Source organism: Kribbella sp. NPDC104218 (genome assembly GCF_055584105.1).
Window position 1 is genome coordinate 1,490,844 of sequence record NZ_JBVJMQ010000002.1, and the last position, 14,914, is coordinate 1,505,757.

The following is a 14,914-nucleotide window of genomic DNA, read 5'->3' on the forward strand; positions in this document are numbered from 1 at the left end:
TCCTAACCAAACGGTTGACACGGCGGCGTACAGCTCACATCATTTAACTAACTAGTCAGATATGTGCTGCTCTGTCGATCTTGGTCGGTGGTCAGCACGCTGTAAGAAGTGAGGGAATTCGATGGGTAACGTGATGTCGAAACGCCGTCGCGGGTGGCGCCTGATCGGCATTGCCGGCGCACTGGTCGTGACCGCCTCGATGGTCGCCGCTTGTTCGTCGGCGAAGGCGGATCCGCAGCCGGCCGCCGTTGAGCGTCCGCGCGTCGGCATCATCCTTGGCGGTGGCGGAGAGACCGGGGTCGCGTGGCAGACCGGCGTACTGGCCGCTCTCGCGAAGGAAGCGAAGCTGACCCCAGACGCGGTTGACGTCGTGGTCGGGACATCGGCCGGAGCGCTGGCCGGCAGCTACTTCAGCGCGCGACTCGACCTCGACAAGCTCGTCGAAAAGGAGCGCTCCGGTGACGTCGCGACCGCGCCTCTGCCCGCAGGGAAAGGGATGAGCGCCATCCCCAAGGAGATCATCGCGGCGCTGACCTCGACCCAGGGAACCGTGGAAGAACGGGGCCGCACCGTCGGACAACTGGCCATGAAGACCAAGCTCCCGATCTCCAGCGCGGACTTCGTCAAGTACGTCGGCACGATGCTCCCCAGCGCACAATGGCCGGCCCTGGACTTCCGCGCCACATCAGTCAACGCCCAGACCGGCAAGACCGTGCTCTGGAAGCAAACCGACGGCGTCCCCCTCGCCGCCGCGGTCGCATCGTCGGTCGCCGTCCCCGGCTTCCTGCCCACCGTGCAGATCAACGGCCAGCACTACACCGACGCCCCGCGCGTCTCGTTCTCCGCCGGACTCGTCGCGGAGAAGAAGCTGGACGCCATCGTCTACATCGGGATGCCGACACCCAACCTGTCGAACACCATCGAGGAAGACGAACTCACCAAGCTCGAGACCAATGGCCTAAAGGTCGTCCGGATCACCGGAGGAGCCGGCTCCGACATCGTCATCAAACAGGCGCTCGATCCCAAGTCCGACCTCAAGCGGCCGAACTCGGCCTTCGTGACGGCGCCGCAGCGGCCGACGCGGTCGCGAAGATCCTTCGCCCCTGACCATCACCCTCGATCGGCGACTGCAAGCCAAGTACCTCCGCGATTGCCTGCCAGGCGACCACGGAGGTACTTCGCGTTTTCGGCAGGGCTCAGTTCGCGCTCGGCTTCGCCTTTCAGCGAGACGGTCGGCGGCCGTCGCCATCCGCCAACACAGCACGGACCGACTCGACCAGCACCCGCCGGCGGTGCCGACGAGAACTGACGGCGAACTCGCTTTGCAGTTCCGGAAACACGAACGCCCACAGAAACGTCAGATGAAGAACCAAGTTCAACAGGTCGGCCGGCCGATAACGAGAAGTCAGAACCCCCTCCCGCTGCGCCCTGCGAATCTGTTGCAACTCATCCCGCAGCGTCTCGGACAGCACCGCGACCCCTGCGGCCTGCGCCGGCATCTCCAATCGATACCAGACAGCCAGCCGCGCCACCGCCGGCCTGTCCTCGTACACGTCGAACAGCCGACCGGCATACCCCGGCAGATCCTGGACGTCGATGGGCACGTCACTCGCCGTACGGCTGACGATCAACTCCATCACGGCACTGAAGAGGCTCTCTTTGCTGCCAAAGTAGTGATAGATCTGCGCCTTGTTACTCGAGGCCGCCGCGGCGATCCGATCGACCCGCGCCCCAGCAATCCCATAAGCAGAGAACTCGTCGACAGCCGCGTCGAGCAAACGCCGCCTGGTCGCCTGAGCATCCCGAACCATACAACGATGGTAATAGACTAACTGGATAGATAAAAGAGTCGTACGAGCTTCCCACGCCGGCCAAGCATCCGCCGTCCGAAGATCGTTGCCGGACCAACCTTTTAGGATCGAGACACGAGCCGCGAATCAAGCTGACGCAGGCCGCCCCATTCAAGGCCGCCACCGACGAGTTCGCTCAGTACGGCGTGTCCAATTCCGACCTCGCCGCAATCGCGGCCGCCAATGCCGCCAAGGTCAAGTCATTGTCGGCGGCACAGACCGCAGGCACAGTGAAGGCGACCCAGCCCCCAGGCCTACTGATCACCCTGATCGTGTCGATGGCCACCGCCCGGTCGGAAGGCACTGCCGACGACAGCCGCCGGCCGTTGTGCAGTCGTCGAAGCAGTAAAACGGTTGGTCAACACCGACGACTGACGCCCGAAGGTCAGTCGGGCCCGCTCACGGCGCCCAGGCGCGGCCTCTCGCGACCTCGTTGCACTTGTCGGCCAGCGCGGCTCACGCGGCGCCGTCTGCGGGTGCCGGAGTCCGTCCGCTACTGGCCGAAAGGATCGTATCGGCTTCCGAGGTAGAGAACAACCAAGTTGCGAGGTGTCGTCGCGTCAGCTCGCGCCCGCCCTACGGGGCAGTGTCCCCGAGGTCTGAAGCGCGACAGATGCAAGGACCGGGCCACGGAGCCAGCCCGGTCCTTTCACTGGTTGCCGGTGAGCCCGCGCCGACAGGGCCGGTGGTAGCTGTTGTTGTCGCGCTGGAAGCTACGAGGAGTCCTTGTCGTCGAGCGTGGCTGGCAGCGGGACGATCCATCGGATCTGGGTTTCTGTCGTTTCCACGTCGACACGCTTCAGGGCTTCTTCGGACAACAGCCAGCGAAGGTCATCTTCATACCGATCGATCGCCGCATCGACTTCAGCCGGACCAGCCTGCGGGAGCTGCCGGGCGATGATGTAACAGTCCCCCGGCTCCTCGTAATAGAACAGCAACTCCTCACCCGGCGGACGTTCGGGAGCCTGCTGCAAGCTGGTCCCCTCGCCGACCGATGGGATCGGGCCGAGCTTCTTGCGGTCGCCGGCCACCGCAAATGCCTCCATCACGACCGGCTCGAGCGCGACCTCGATCTCTTCCGGGCTCGCGGTCTCCAGATCGGGGTAGATCATCGAGACATCCACGCCGAGCACCGATCCCTCGATGACGACCGATCGAAGTTTCCGCTCCTTGGTCACCTGGCGTAGCTCGATGCCGATACTTATCTTGCTGAACCCGCCTTGGCCGAGCCACGCCCTTCCGTCGAACTTCGGTTCAAGCCGCGCTGCGAGCGCTTCGGCAGCTCGATAGGCTCTGCTCCCGGCCTGGCGGCTGAAGACATGCTGGATCTGGTCGTTCAACGACACGATGGTGCCCACGTCCAGCCAAGGTTTTTTCATCTGCATGATCGAGCTCCCGGTGGGCATTTGCCCCAGATGGCACGGTAGGCGGCAAAACTTCTCTTCTCCCAGGCGAGAGCTTTCCTCCTGCCACGGAACCTATACACCCTACTGCTAACGATGCACTCGGATACCATCTGACGTCGACACTTACCCAGCTGTGATCTCGGGCGCGCCTGCCATGGGGCCACAGCTGTGATCCCATACTTCCAGATACGCAAACGGCCGTTCTTCGCGTGGTAGTAGATGGTGTAGCCCCAGACCGGCCCTGGGTAGTCCCTGTTGTTCTTGTGGATCTTCTTCTTCGGCTTTTTGGCAGCCTTCGAGGACTTGGTTGACGTCTGGGCCGGCCGGCGACTCTGGCCGATCCTGATACTTGGCCCGTAGGTGATGACGGGTTTCATGCCGCTGCTGAAGCCGTAACTGCCGCCGGTGCTTCGTCCGGCCCAGTTCCGCACGTTCATGCGGCCGTCGAGGTCGAGGTCGTTGACCGGGTCGGTGGGGTAGGTGTAGGCGTTGGTGTTGCCGCCGGGGACTGGGTCTTGTGAGGTGAAGAGGCCGGTGGCTGGGTTGTAGAGGCGGACGCCCATCAGAAGGAGGCCATTGTCGGTGGTGGCGCGTTGTTCTGCTCCGAGCCAGCCGTACTTGATGTCGCCGGTCGTGGCGCTGTTGGAGGTGCTGGCGTTGCCGTATTCGTCGTAGTTGTTCCAGCCCGCGATGGAGGTGGCGGGTGTTGTGGGTGAGGGCAGGTTGACGGTGGTGACGACGTCGCTGTGGTTGTTGGCCAGGGTGAGGTCGGCGTTGCCGTCTTGGTCGACGGTGAGGGACAGGCTGGATCCGACGAGTTCGGTGTAGCGCTGCGAGGTGGTGCCGGTGGTGGTCCAGGTGGGGTTGTCGGAGGTGTCGGTGTAGTGCCGGACGGTCTGTGTTGATCCGCTGGCGTCGGTGCGTGTTTCGGTGGCGCGTCGCTGGAGCGCGTCGAGTGTGAACGAGGTCGCTGTGGGGCCTTGGCTGATGGATTGGGGTAGGTCGTTGTCGTAGTAGGCCAGGGTCGCGTTTCCGGCGGCCGGGTTGGGTGTGTCGGCTGCTGGGAGCGTGGTGGTTCGGCCGAAGAGGTCGTAGGCGTAGCTGCCGGCTCCGTTGGCTCCGGTGGTTGGCCGGTCGGCGGTGTCGAATGCTCGGGTGGCGGTCGTGCCGCCGGTGGTGGTGCAGGCGCCGTTGGCGTCGGCGGGTGTGGTGGTTTTGGTGAGGCGGTTGTCGTTGCGGTCGTAGCCGTAGCGGCGGGTGATGCAGTCCGGTGCCTGTGCGGGGTCGGTGACGTCGATGCCGGTGGTAGCGGCGGTGCGGTCGCGGACCTCGGTCAGGCGTCCGGCGATGTCGTAGCTGTAGGCGCGGTCGTAGGGGATGGCGTCTCCGGGGCCGGCGCCGGCCGGTCCGGTGAATGCGGCGCCGTCGGGTGTCCATTCGCGGGCGACGTTGCCGTTGGCGTCGTTGTCGATGGACCAGGACAGCCAGTTGCCGTTGGGGTCGACCGTGGTGCTGCCGTCTTCGTTCTGGGTGGTGATTTGGCCGGTGTAGCGCAGGCCGATGAGTTCGCCGGCGTTGTCGATCTGGTTGATCTCGGTGATGCCGCCCGGCAGTTTCTGGACAGTCATTGCTTCGGCCGCGTCGTAGGCGCCGGTCGAGGTCCACGTGGACCCGGCAGTGGTTACGTCGACCTTGGTGGCCAAGCCGCGTCTCTCGGTCTTGCCGTCGGCGTCGGCGCCGTCGTAGGTGTACGTCGTTGCCCCGTTCGCATCAACGACTGAGGCCACGGCGCCGGCCGCGTTGTAGGTCGTGGTGGTCGGCTGCTCTCCCGAGGGTTGGTAGGTGACCGGCCGGCCCCACGAGTCGTATCCGGTGGTCACATTCGCCGTGGTTCCGCCGGGCTGGGTGACGGTCTGAATCGTGGGCAGGCCGGTGGCGGCGTCGTAGGTGATTCCGGTCGAGCCGTTCGGGGTGGAACCGGCGAGACCTGTGGTGGTGACCTCAGACGTCTGGAGCCGACCGTCGGCCAGATAGCTGTACGTGGTGGTCCTGCTCGCCGTGCCGGAGCTCTCAACCGAGGCCTTGGCGACGAGCAGATAGCTGTAGGCCGAGCTCGTCGCAGACGGCAAGCCCGGTGTCGTCCCGCTGCTGGAGCTGGGGACGGCCGCCGGGCCGCTCCAACAGACCTGGCCGGCCCATTCGGGCTTGCCGCCGCAGTGGGCCGGGGTCGTCGACCCGGCGGTGTAGTAGACCGTCTTCGCAGTTCCGGCGTCGGCGCCGTTCGACTCCGGCTGTCGTGTCTCGATCACGCGCCCTTCGGCGTCGTAGCGCGCCAGCGTAATGATGTCGGTTGCGGGGTCGATCGCGCCGTTGAGGTTGACGTCAACGACGGTCTTGCCGATCTGGCTCTTCGCCCAACCATCCGCGTCGCCTGATACCGGCGGGCCGTAGTTGCTGAGCGTTCGCGACATGACCTCGAGGTCAGTGCCCGTGCCGGGATCGAACACTGAGGTCGTTTCAGCGGTAGTGAGCCGGTACGGCAGGGTCGTGTCGGGGTTGATGCCGGCGTTCGGCGCGTTCTGGTCGAAGTCGGTGTGCCCGTGGGCACGGACCCAGGCGACCGTTCCGTCCTTGAGCGCGGCGAACCGAGCAGGGCCGAAGGTGTCGGTGACCAGAGTGCCGGCCGGCGTTACTACCGTGCCCTCGGCGTTCTTGATGTCTGCGTTGTAGACCGTCAGTGAGGCGAGCTGGTCGACTGCTGCACCGCGGACTGTCGGGTCGTCGATGACTCGGCGCAGCGCACGCTCGTCTAGCTCGCGCACTTCGTTGCCCTGGTCGTCGTAGTCGACGGACGTGTACTGCCACTCCCCGGCGCCGTACTGGGCGTCGTTGACGGTGTAGCCGGCGGCGTCGACGTACTGCAGATCGGCGTACTGCCAGTCCCCCGCACCGGGGGTGCCCGTGACAGGGTGGTCGGGGCCGAAGACCGCGACGCCGCGGCTGGGTGCCGACTTCTGGTTCCATCGCCCGACGGACGCCGCGGTCAGGTCGGGCAGGCCGTCACCGGACAGCGGCACGTCGTAGACGTACTTGCCGAGTGTCGCCGTGCCGCCGGACGGTCGCTCGCGAGTGACCGTGTCGAGCTTGGGACGGTCGCCGACGGTGACGTAGTTCAGCTGGAACGGCACCTGCCCCGGCGGCTTGACGGTCGCGATGTCACCCGCAGAGTTGTAGGTGTAGTCCGTCGCGAGATTCGAGCGCGGATCGGTAACCTTGATCAGTCGCGCGTTGCTGTCGTAGGTGTAGGCCGCGACCTTGATCGAGTCCATCTTGTTGACGCCGGACTTGTCGGGGTTGTAGATGTCCAGCCACGCCGCGGACAGGCGCCACTTCGTGCCGATCACGGTGTAGTCGAAGTGGAGCGCTCGGCATCCGTGGTTCAGCCCCGCCAGCGGGTCACTGACATTGAAGGCGCCACAGGTGACGCCAGGGGGCGGAGGAGCCAGAATGCGAGTCGGGCGACCACCACTGTCGTACGAGAAAGTCGTCTTGCCAGCGACACCCACCTCAGAGATCCCCACAGCTCGGAACAGTTTGTCCGTGGCTGCCGACGGGGTGGTCGGGCTGGTCCAGGTCGTGACCGTTCCGTCGTCCTCGATGAAGGACAGGACGGCGTTCGCGCCGGTCCCGGTGACGGTGAGCTTCGACCCTTCGGTCTCGGTCTCCTCGTCGACTGGCACCCAGGTGCCCTGGGCAAGGTCGGCACCGGTACGTCGTTGCCCGTTCGGCGCCTCGTAGACCAGCGTCGAGCCGTCGTCGCCGGTCAGGACCAGCGTGCCGTCCAGGCGCGTGGAGTCGATGACCTGCAGGCCCGCAGCACCAGCTTCTGCGCCATCGAACTGTGCCGACCAGCCTTCACCGAAGACACCAGTGATGCTGTTACCCGGCGACTCGTACGTCATGTGGGAGCGCGAGATCGACAGGTCACCGGTATAGCCCGGGACCGAAATGTCGCTGGCCGACATGTTGAATTCACCCGTCCACAGGGCCACCTGGCCGGGGCCGGCGTCCGAGGTCGGGTAGTTGTTGCCGAAGGCGTGAGGCAGTCGCTGGATCGTGGTGTCGGAGGTCTGGGACCAGGTGCATTGCTCGGTGCCGCCGTACTTGAAGCACACCTGAAGATCGAGCTTGACCGGGACACGTTCGTTCAAGGTCGTCGCCTGGATCCCAGCCGTCGCCGGGTCGGAATCCAGGTGCTGGTCGATCTTGGCGTTGTTGCTGTCCCACAGCGTGTTCACCGTGACGCCGCCGGCACCGTTGTCGGTCACCGGGAGCAGCGTCGAGTCCTCGTTCCAGCCGACCAGATCGTCCGCGCCGCCGTACCCCGAGACGCGCCACTTCACGCGAGCTTCGACGCTCGAGGCAGTGCCCTTGGGCGGGCCGGCGGCGGTGATCCGGACCGCGTCTGCGGTGGTTGTGAGCGGATTGGCGGTCGGTGATGTGAGCGAGGTTCCACCCCAGCCGAACTTGTAGGTGACGCCGGTGGAGAACTTGCCCGCCGGAGTCTCCGCTTGCGTGACGATCGTGCGCAGACCGGCCTTGTCCTTCGGGAACGTCACCGTCCACTTGGCGACCGCAGGGTCGCTCGACGGAGTGATCTTGATCTGCCCTTCAGCACCACCGGCCGGGCTTGCGGGCGGGCGCTTACCGTCGATGATCACCCGCAGGTATCCGGGTGCGTTGTAGCCGGTGCCAGTCGCGGAGATCGTGCAGGTGACGTTGGCGGTCGGTGCGGTGTCTTGCCAGGTGTTGTTCGCGTAAGGAGCGGGGCACGACACGGTCGGCGGTGCCGGTGTTGCTGCGCCGGTGCGGAGTCGCTGGTTGTAGCTGACCCACGGGCCGTCGAGGCGGCCGTCGTTCGCTTTCGCGCGGATGTAGAGCAGCGTGTTATCCGGCAGATCGGTAGCGGGCCGACAACCCGCAGTCGTCCCGGAGGCATACACCGACGACGTACAGGTGCCCTTCACGCTCAGCGTCGAGCCAGAGCCGGTGTAGAACTCGAAGACGTACTTGACCGTGTTGCCATCCGGGTCCGTAGCCTTCGTCCGAACCCACGGCCGCAACGACGCCGAGTACAACGACGAACTGGTCTCACCAGGAGCGGCGTAGGCGACAGCTTCGCTGGGCTCGACGGTCGCCGGCGCGTTCGGCGGCCGGTTCCAGGTGAACGACACGAACGGATCGGTCGCGGACTCGCTGGACCTGAACCGCTTCCAGTATGCGGCGTCCGATTCGCTGGATGCCTTGAGTGCGACGCCGACAGTGCCGGCCGGGGTGGACGACCAGTACTGGGCGAGGCTGGTCATCGGGATGCTGATCCGGCCCGCCGCGCACGAGCTCGAGAAGCCCTTCGCTGTCGTCGCGGTTCCGGACAGCGTGCTGGAGATCGTCGGCTGATTCGCCCAGGTCGTCGACGTGGACGCCGGCGACGAGCCATACAGGTTGACCGCGGTGGCGGTGCAGGTCGTGGAGCCGTCCTGATAGAGCGACAGGGAGGCCGAGACGATGTCCTTGCCCTGGAACGATGCCGACCCGAAGTTGAAGAACGTGCGTTCCTGATGTGTACCGTTCTTGCCGACCCGCAGCTCCGTCATCGACGAGAGGTCTGTGCCGACGCTGGTCTGCACGAAGGTGTCGAACGACGGTGAGGCGGTCGCGGCCACGTACGTCGGGTCCACCGTTACCGGGAACACTCGCTGCGGGTCCAGGAACCAGTCTTTGTCCGGAGCCACCACCAGCGTCGCCTCGCCCGGCGAGATCTGCTCGACCGACACATCCACCAGCGCCTTGTTCACGACATCACCGGTCGCCGGATCCTTCACCGCATCCCACATGTACGCCGCCGGGATCCGGCCCTGGACCACGCTCTTCGCATCGACGAACTCGATCACCCCGCCCTTGCCCACACGCGCGGTCAGGCCCTTGGTACGTAATGGGAAGCGCCACACCGGCGCCACGCCGTCCGCCGGTCGCGTCTTCACCACCATGTCGGATTCGAACCCGGAGCGACGCGCATCAATCGTCAGGTCAACGCCGGCCTGCACATCGCCGTACGTCACCGTCGTCCCATCGAGACTCGGCTCAGGCAACTTCCACGGCGCCAGCCACTCCACCGACTTGCCAGCCCCAGCGGCGGCCGACGCAAACACTCCACCCGCAGCCGCAGAGCGCTTGCCCAGTTTCAAACCGAGCTTGTGACCCTTCGGCGCGACTGTCCCATCCGCCGCCTTGGCGAGTTCGAGGTTGACCGAACGCCATTGCCCGGCAGCGTTCTTGAACCGCACCGGCGCCATGTGCGCCTCGGTCGTCAACGTGCCATCCGGGTTCGCCCACGTAGTCGCGGTCTCCGACCGCATCGCCTCCACCTCGACCCGCGATCCCTGCGACCGCGCCGTCACCATCGCCGACACCAGATCCGGTCGGGACGCGACCTTCACAGCCGGCGGCGCCGGGTCAGCCACAGGCGCAGCCTGCGCCAACTGCTGGCCCTCGAGGCCTGTCACCAGTAGCGAGAACGCCACCACCGCGGCCGTAACCCGAGGAGCCCACTGCACACGTGTCGACTGCGAACGATCCAAGACGAACATGGCGATACACCAGCCTCACGCCGGCCATGAAGGGACAGCCACCGACAGCAGGCGGGCTCTCGGTGGTGGCCAGCACCGGCAACATCGCGACGCGACCCGATCGCGTTACGCGGATTGCACGAAGATGAAAACATCGCCGGCGTGTCGCATCATTGCCCATAGCAACCCGATGCATTTCGTCGATCTAGCCCCGCGAGGGTCACTGTCTTGCTACTGCCGGTGCACTGTTCAGGTACAGCCGAGCAGCGATGTCCAAACACGTAAACGGCGCACGGCGAGGGTGAGGTGGCGACGGAAGGCGAGGGCGTTCGGTGATGGCTTCCGACAGGGCGGCGCCGGTCGCGGTTGGGGGTCAGGCTGCGTTGGGGGTGGGGAGGGGTTTGGTTAGGCGGATGGCGGTGGGTGGGGTTTGGCCGGGGGTTTGGTGGTAGCCGGCGTGGGTGTAGAGGTGTTGGTTTTGTTTGCTTTGGGTGCCGGTGAAGAGTAGTGCGGTGGTCAGGGTGGGGGGTGCTTGGTGTTCGGCGTGGGCTAGGAGGGTGCGACCGAGGCCGGCGCCGCGTTGGTCGGGGGCGACCATCAGGCGGCTGATGTGCCAGTGGTCGTCGTCCGCTTTGGCGCGGACGGCGGCGATCAGGCGGCCGTCGCGGCGGAGGATCCAGGTTTGCCAGGTCGAGAGGCTAGACCGGACGTCGCTTTCGGATTCGTGGAGCGCGGGGAGGGCGAGGGTGTCGTTGGCGATCGCCTCGTCGACCCAGCAGCACCGCTGGAGAACGAGTAGTTCGGCGACGTCCGCGTCGGTTGCGGGCACGATGTCGGGCTGTTGGCGCGGGGATCGCAGCGGGCGCAGGAAGTCGGCTGATCGGGTGAGTTGTCGCAGCGCCGCCTGCGCGCGCTGTGCCAGTACGTCGTCCTGGACGACGGAGCCGTTGGCCATCTGCTCGGAGATGCGCAGGAAGATGTCGCCGCCCACGGCGAGCATCCGCAGGGACGCCGTCACGCTGCGCGCCATCTGGACGCCGCGCGTGCCTGCCGAGGTGTTGCCGTAGCCGATGAACCAGCACGGTTTGAACGCCCATTCGCGGTACAGGAAGTCGAATGCGTTCTTCAGGGTGGCCGGCATCGCGTGGTTGTACTCGTTCGTCACGAAGACGAAGGCGTCTGCCTCATCCACCCGGCGACTCCAGTCCCGGGTGTGTTCGTGGACGTACACCTCGCTCGACGGATGTTCCGGCTCGTCGTAGAACGGCAGGTTCAGCACCGCCAGGTCGCCGATCTCGACCTGCACCCCCAACTCGGCCGCGGTCCGGGCGGTGGCCTCGAGGAACCAATCGGCCACCGCCGGTCCGAGCCGCCCGGGCCGAGTACTGGCGACGACAACAAGAATTTTCTTTGACATGTCACAGATCATGCCCGACTTCTCTTTGACATGTCAAAGACGTACGATCACCCCGTGACCCGGACCAAATGGCTGAGCCCCGACGAGGAACGCGCCTGGCGGGCGTTCCGCCGGTTGCTGACCGTCCTGCCGAGCCGCCTCGGCCGCGACCTCGGCCGGCTCGGCCTGTCCTCGGCCGACTACGAAGTGCTCAGCACGCTGTCCGAACAGCCGGACCGGCGCTGGGGCCTGAAGGACTTCGCCAGCAAAATGCAGTGGTCACGCAGCCGCCTGTCCCACCACGCGGCCCGAATGGAACAACGCGGCCTCATCGAGCGCGAACCCGACCCGGACGACGCACGCGGCTCGATCTACCACCTCACCGACGAAGGATTCGACCTCCTCGCCACCGTCGCACCAGGCCACCTCCAGTCCGCCCGCGACCGCTTCATCGACCACCTGACCCCCCAAGAACTCGCCACCCTCGAACAAATCGCCACCCGCATCGCCAACCTCCCCGACTGACCGCTGCCCAGCTCACGGGCGGGTCAGCGGTAGGTGTAGCTGAGGTGGCCGGCTTTGGGGTGGTGGATGTTGGTGGTGTTGATGAGGGATTTGGCGGAGTGGGTGGACCAGGGGGCGAAGGTGTCGGTGTAGCCGGGGGTGGTGTTGGTGGTGGTGAGGGGGAGGTAGGGGGGTTCGGTGGGGTGGGTGCGGCGTTGTTTGCGTTGCCAGTCGGCCCAGATTTTGTCGACGTAGGCGTGGTGGAGCCAGAAGGTCGGGTCGTTGGGGGAGCCGGCGCTGCCCATGTGGCCGCCGAGGGCGACGTGGGGCATGCCGTGCTGGTCGGATTCGAAGCGGGACGCGAAGACGTCGTAGGTGGTGGTGTCGAGGACGTCGAGGAGGCCGAGGCCGCGGTCGCGGAACCATTCGCCTTCCTTGGCGCGGCGGGCGTTCTTCTCGGCTTCGGTCTCGCGATGACGGAAGGGCAGGCTGGCGCTGAAGGGCAGGTCGAACTCGCGCATCAGGAACGGTCGCTCGTCGACCACCTGGTGGACGAGCCAGAGCTCCTTGAGGGCCGGCGGCAGGTCGCGGAGGTTGGTCTTGAGCTCGGCCCAGATGGCGTCGCCCTCTTCGTACGGGAGGTCCCGGATCCGGCCGGCCGCGCGCAGCTTGGTCATCGATGCCTCGGACAACAGTTCGGCCAGCCGGGAGTCGGGGACGCCGAAACGTCCGGTCTGGACCTGGCCGAGCAGACCCGTGCCGTTGCCGCCGAGCCACTCGGGCACCCAGGGGCCGGACGCCGGGTCCTGGTCCTCGATCCAGTTCCAGTAGGGCACCGAGATGAACGGCTTGCCGCGGGCAACGGTCGTCCGGTTGAGCGCGATCTCCAGCTCGATCAGGAACTGGCGGTGCCACGGCAGAAAGTTCGGCGAGCCGTGCGCGACCCCGCTGAAGAACGCGTCGTAGTGCAGTGCGACGAAGTCGCCGTAGACGGTGCCGTGGCTGTTGGCGGGATGCGGTTTCGGGGACGGCTTCTTCTTGAGTTCCAGCAGCGCGTCGAGGAAGCGGTTCCGCTCGGCGGGCGTGCAGTCGCGATGGTTCTTGCGGACGTACGTCGGCATCCCCCCTCACCCGCCGTGGTGGTGATGGACGACGGTGAGCTGGGCGCCGTGCAGTCGATCGACCGCCTGCCGAACGACATCGTGAAGACTGGTCGCCGGCTCGTAATGGACGACGGAGCTGGCGTAACACCCGTCCGGACGCCGCATCACGTGCAACGGGCGTCCGTCGATCTGAGCCGCCGACATCGGCAGATGCCCGACGGCCTGATTGTGCGCCACCGACCCCTGGATCCGCCGTCCCCGATACATCTCGTCGAACGACTCCCCCGCCGCGGCCGCAGGCCGGCTGCCCCAAGTCACCGCGACGGTCCCCGTGACAGCGGTAGCTCCGACCGCCCCCGCGACGCTCAGCAAGGTCCTGCGACTGATCTGACTCAAAGATCCACTCCGCTCACATCGTTGCCAAATTCATCCGATCTCTCCCTAGACGATCACCGACCGCAATCGGTTGACACGATCGCGCGACCACAGCGCTCGAGGTTCTGGTGTCTAGCGTCAAATGACTTAGCCGCGCGCTCCTCGACGGTGTGGTCGCCGCTGGACGCCGATCCGGCGGCCTGTCATCCGCGCGTGCGCCGCGTCACCGGATGCGTGGCGACATGACTGATGTGCACCTACCGGCCGAGTCGGCAAGGTGGGCTCGGATCTGTACGACGGAAGGACCTGAGACCCCCATGGTGACGGTGGAAGAGCTACCCCTGGCTCGAGCGGCTACCGGATCTCCGCAGTTGAGGTTCGAGGTGCTCGGCCCGGTCCGGGTCTGGCGCGACGGGCAGGAACTCGATCAGGGTCCCCGGCAACAACGACTGGTCCTCGGCCTGCTGCTGGCCCGCGCCGGCGACGTCGTGGGCACCACCGAGATCGTCTCGATGTTGTGGGGCAGTCAGCCGCCGCCGAGTGCCGTCAACATCGTGCACCGGTACGTCGGCAACCTGCGCCGCGTGCTCGAACCGGATCTGGTTCCGCGGATGCGCGGGCGCTGGATCGCTTCCAACGCCGTCGGCTATCGCATCCTGGTCGCCGCCGAGAGCTTGGATCTCTTGCGCTTCCGAAGGCTCGTCCTGGACGCACGCGCCGCGCTCGATCGCGCCCGGCCGGATGCGGCGATGACGGCGTACGTGGCGGCGCTCGAGCTCTGGCGGGGGTCGTGTGCGGGCGCTCCCCAGCTGGTAGCGGAGCAGTCCGATGCGTTCACCGCGGTCGATCACGAGCTGGCCAGACGGGCCTGCGAGGCGGCCGACCTGTCGCTGAGCCTGGACGGCGGTCGCTCGGCGCTCACGTTCCTGCGACACGTGGCGGCGAACCATCCGTTCGACGAAGCGCTGCAGGCCAGGCTGATGCTGGCTCTGTCCGCGGCCGGCCAGCGAGCTGAAGCCCTCGCCGTCCATCAGTCGTTGCGGCGCCGGCTCGCGGAGGAGCTCGGGGTCGACCCTGGCGCCGAGGTCCATGCCGCCTATCGGCGAATCTTCCACGGTCCGAGCACCCCACGCCGGACGCCCGAGCCGGCGGAGAACTCTCGGCCGCAGGCCGACGGCGTCACGCACACCATGACGCTCACCATCAGCAGCGACGACATCGGCACCAACGGCCAGGTCCGGAGCTCGAAGTACCTCGACTACTCGATCCAGGCGCGCTGGGCCGCGCTCGCCGATGCCGGTCTGTCGATCCGGGAGCTGGCGGCGGCCGGCGTCGGGCCGGTAGAGCTGGACGTGTCGATCGAGTACCTGCAGGAGCTGGTCCTCGGCGACGAGATCGAGGTCATGACCCGCTTCGAGTATCCGTCGCCGAAGATCGTGCGGCTGGTGCAGTCGATGGTACGGCGATCCGACGGGGTGGTGGCCGGTGTGGTGACGAGTGTGACCGGCTTGCTGGATCTCGCCTCGCGCCGCCTGGTCGAGGACGCCGCCCAGTTCTGGGCGGGTCTGTTACGCGATCCGACCGTCGTCGGTCTCGCGGCTCCCACGACGCCCGACCGGCTGCCCTGACAACAGGTCGGCCGGACGTCGGCGTC

Annotated in this window: 10 protein-coding genes; 4 read left to right on the forward strand and 6 right to left on the reverse strand. The window is 66.4% G+C overall.

The window, feature by feature from the left end; genetic code table 11:
* The first annotated feature begins 121 nt into the window (after positions 1 to 121).
* Positions 122 to 1,309, forward strand: coding sequence for a patatin-like phospholipase family protein (locus ACZ6ZD_RS22865; RefSeq protein ID WP_465675222.1), 1,188 nt, complete (start codon positions 122 to 124; stop codon positions 1,307 to 1,309).
* Here the strand turns inward: ACZ6ZD_RS22865 and ACZ6ZD_RS22870 are convergent.
* Positions 1,221 to 1,811, reverse strand: coding sequence for a TetR/AcrR family transcriptional regulator (locus ACZ6ZD_RS22870; RefSeq protein WP_465675224.1), 591 nt, complete (start codon positions 1,809 to 1,811; stop codon positions 1,221 to 1,223). The genes ACZ6ZD_RS22865 and ACZ6ZD_RS22870 overlap by 89 nt on opposite strands.
* 185 nt (positions 1,812 to 1,996) lie before the next feature.
* Between ACZ6ZD_RS22870 and ACZ6ZD_RS22875 the strand changes: the two genes are divergently transcribed.
* Entirely contained in the window at positions 1,997 to 2,380 is a 384-nt protein-coding gene (locus ACZ6ZD_RS22875; RefSeq protein WP_465675226.1) for a hypothetical protein, read from the forward strand.
* 183 nt (positions 2,381 to 2,563) lie between these two features.
* On the opposite strand, the gene ACZ6ZD_RS22880 is transcribed toward ACZ6ZD_RS22875, so the two are convergent.
* From ACZ6ZD_RS22880 to ACZ6ZD_RS22890, 3 genes are all read right to left on the reverse strand, one after another.
* The gene (locus tag ACZ6ZD_RS22880; RefSeq protein ID WP_465675228.1) at positions 2,564 to 3,235 is read right to left on the reverse strand and encodes a hypothetical protein; all 672 of its coding nucleotides are present in this window, start codon (positions 3,233 to 3,235) and stop codon (positions 2,564 to 2,566) included.
* Positions 3,226 to 9,777 (reverse strand): RHS repeat-associated core domain-containing protein, encoded by a 6,552-nt coding sequence (locus ACZ6ZD_RS22885; protein WP_465675230.1) that lies wholly within the window; start codon positions 9,775 to 9,777, stop codon positions 3,226 to 3,228. The genes ACZ6ZD_RS22880 and ACZ6ZD_RS22885 overlap by 10 nt, the downstream gene beginning before the upstream one ends.
* A gap of 478 nt (positions 9,778 to 10,255) precedes the next feature.
* A complete protein-coding gene (locus tag ACZ6ZD_RS22890; RefSeq protein WP_465675232.1) occupies positions 10,256 to 11,299 on the reverse strand; it encodes a GNAT family N-acetyltransferase in 1,044 nt (347 codons plus the stop codon).
* Between the two features lie 54 nt (positions 11,300 to 11,353).
* Here ACZ6ZD_RS22890 and ACZ6ZD_RS22895 point away from each other — a divergent pair, with 54 nt between their 5' ends.
* The gene (locus ACZ6ZD_RS22895; protein ID WP_465675234.1) at positions 11,354 to 11,803 is read left to right on the forward strand and encodes a MarR family winged helix-turn-helix transcriptional regulator; all 450 of its coding nucleotides are present in this window, start codon (positions 11,354 to 11,356) and stop codon (positions 11,801 to 11,803) included.
* 23 nt (positions 11,804 to 11,826) lie between these two features.
* Here the strand turns inward: ACZ6ZD_RS22895 and ACZ6ZD_RS22900 are convergent, their stop codons facing one another.
* Complete coding sequence (locus tag ACZ6ZD_RS22900) at positions 11,827 to 12,903, reverse strand: tyrosinase family protein (RefSeq protein ID WP_465675236.1); 1,077 nt, start codon at positions 12,901 to 12,903, stop codon at positions 11,827 to 11,829.
* Between the two features lie 6 nt (positions 12,904 to 12,909).
* Positions 12,910 to 13,281 carry a tyrosinase family oxidase copper chaperone gene (locus tag ACZ6ZD_RS22905; protein ID WP_465675238.1) on the reverse strand — a complete coding sequence of 124 codons (372 nt, stop codon included), beginning with the start codon at positions 13,279 to 13,281 and terminating at the stop codon, positions 12,910 to 12,912.
* Positions 13,282 to 13,631: 350 nt separating this feature from the next.
* Between ACZ6ZD_RS22905 and ACZ6ZD_RS22910 the strand changes: the two genes are divergently transcribed.
* A complete protein-coding gene (locus tag ACZ6ZD_RS22910) occupies positions 13,632 to 14,888 on the forward strand; it encodes a BTAD domain-containing putative transcriptional regulator (protein WP_465675240.1) in 1,257 nt (418 codons plus the stop codon).
* Positions 14,889 to 14,914 lie beyond the last annotated feature (26 nt).